Source organism: Natronospira elongata, assembly GCF_034931365.1.
Lineage (GTDB): Bacteria > Pseudomonadota > Gammaproteobacteria > Natronospirales > Natronospiraceae > Natronospira > Natronospira elongata.
Map to the genome: position 1 here is coordinate 1 of NZ_JAYGII010000082.1, position 1,833 is coordinate 1,833.

3 protein-coding genes are annotated in these 1,833 nt (G+C 45.4%); all 3 read left to right on the plus strand.

Going from position 1 to position 1,833, the window contains the following annotated elements:
- On the plus strand, positions 1–509 hold a 509-nt coding region (locus VCB98_RS13770), incomplete at its 5' end, for a hypothetical protein (RefSeq protein ID WP_346053510.1).
- Positions 510–833: 324 nt separating this feature from the next.
- Positions 834–1,214 carry a ComF family protein gene (locus tag VCB98_RS13775; protein ID WP_346053511.1) on the plus strand — a complete coding sequence of 127 codons (381 nt, stop codon included), beginning with the start codon at positions 834–836 and terminating at the stop codon, positions 1,212–1,214.
- Positions 1,214–1,768 (plus strand): hypothetical protein, encoded by a 555-nt coding sequence (locus tag VCB98_RS13780; protein WP_346053513.1) that lies wholly within the window; start codon positions 1,214–1,216, stop codon positions 1,766–1,768. Before VCB98_RS13775 ends, VCB98_RS13780 begins: the two co-directional genes overlap by 1 nt.
- The last annotated feature ends 65 nt before the right edge of the window (positions 1,769–1,833 follow it).

Sequence of the window (1,833 nt, forward strand, 5' to 3'; positions counted from 1 at the left end):
GAGAAGAGGGGATTATGAAAAGGGGTTATGTTGCTCTTCTGGTGGGAGTTTTGGTCTTTCTCCAAGGGTGCGCAGGACTAGCGGTGGGGACTTACGGTAAGCATGAGTATGAGTTCGATCAGGTTGCGCTCAGGGACGAAAGGGGGAGGCTTGGCTGGAGGGTCCCTGATGATGGGTACAGTAAGGGGGATATAGTGCGATTGTGGGGAACGCCGGATGGCCTATCCGATAAGGGCGCGTGCACTGTTTTGAGCTATAAGGGTGGAGTCTCATGGGCTGGTTTTGGTGTTTTCTTAGGGCTTTTCCCGCTTCCAGTTGTTGTTCCTACAGGACGGTATGAGACAAGAATCTATTTGCGTGATGATACAGCAGTACGCGTTGTCCGAGAGGTGGGTGAAGTAGGCCTGGCCGCTGGTTTTATGTGCGGAAGCAATGAGTGCTCATGGATTTTCGGAAGAACACCTTCTCCGCCCGAGAAACGAGTGGAGGTTGATTGGTGCGGATCCTAATCACCCAGGAGCATAAGGTCTTAGTGCTTGCATTTCTCAACAAGGCAACGCAGCCGACGCTCGTACCTCGCGCGGCTGGTTCTTTTCGTTAGGCGATCTGAGCACCGAAGTAAGGAGGGTTAATGGACGTAAATATTAAGCAGATTGAGGGTGTGTGGACCCTCGGGTACTCACTTGATAAACATACGCTAAGCAGCACCCCTATCGGGCCGAATGAATATGGCCATATGCAATTCGACACCGTCCGACCAGAAGCCGGTGAGGCACTTTTTCAGTTAAAGTACCGGTCAGACTATTCCCCAAGTTTCAATAATAGCAAACCAGTTGCACGCTTCATTTGGCGACGCATTTTCTACAGCAGGTTTAGTTGTGCCTATGCCAGCCTCAACAGCTAGAAACAGGCAGCCTGTCACTGAAATAGCAAGAGAGTATGCACGACTAGCAGGCATTCCTTGCTATGAGAACCTGCTTGTGAAAACTGGATCTACAGCGCCAATGAAGGATTTGGGGACAAGAGAAGAAAAGGTTTCTGCACTTATTAATGCATTCACGGTTTATGATGTATTACCTGAGGGGCAATACGATGTGCTAATTATTGACGATCTCTTTGATACAGGGTCTTCTCTGGAAGCCGCTACAACAGTTTTGCGCAGCTACAGTAAAGTGAGAAATATCTACGTGGCAACGGTAACCAGGAAAAGGTAATGCACAAAGTATTTATATCTGGTTCCATGGGAATCAAAAAATTAGATGATAATGTTCAATCTAGAATCAACAATATTGTTGATTCTGGCTATCAAGTTATTGTCGGTGATGCAAGTGGCGTTGATAGCTCCATCCAAGAATATCTTCTCTCTAAGAATATGAAATCTGTTCTTGTGTACTGCTCTGGCGAAAGTCCACGAAATAATCTCGGGAACTGGCCTGTCGAGAAAATAGAAACGACCTCGACTCCAGGAACAAGGGCTTTTTTTACCGCAAAAGATTTAAGAATGGCAGAAGACTGCGATTACGGATTTATGGTTTGGGATACAAAGAGTACGGGGACATTGAGCAACGCAATAGAGCTTTTAAAAAGGCATAAAATTGCTTTGGTTTATGTTAATAAGACGAAAGAATTTCTTAAAATTAAAGAAGTATCTGATCTTGAGAGGCTGGTTGCCTTTATGAGCAAAACAGCTTTCGACAAAGCGGATAATAAGTTGCACATCAATGAAAAAATTCAATCATTTAAAAATCAACAAAGCAGTTTATTCTAGCATGCCTAACAATCGCAGGCACTGGGACAAAATTTCCACTACGCTCCAATTTTGCCCGTGCTGCG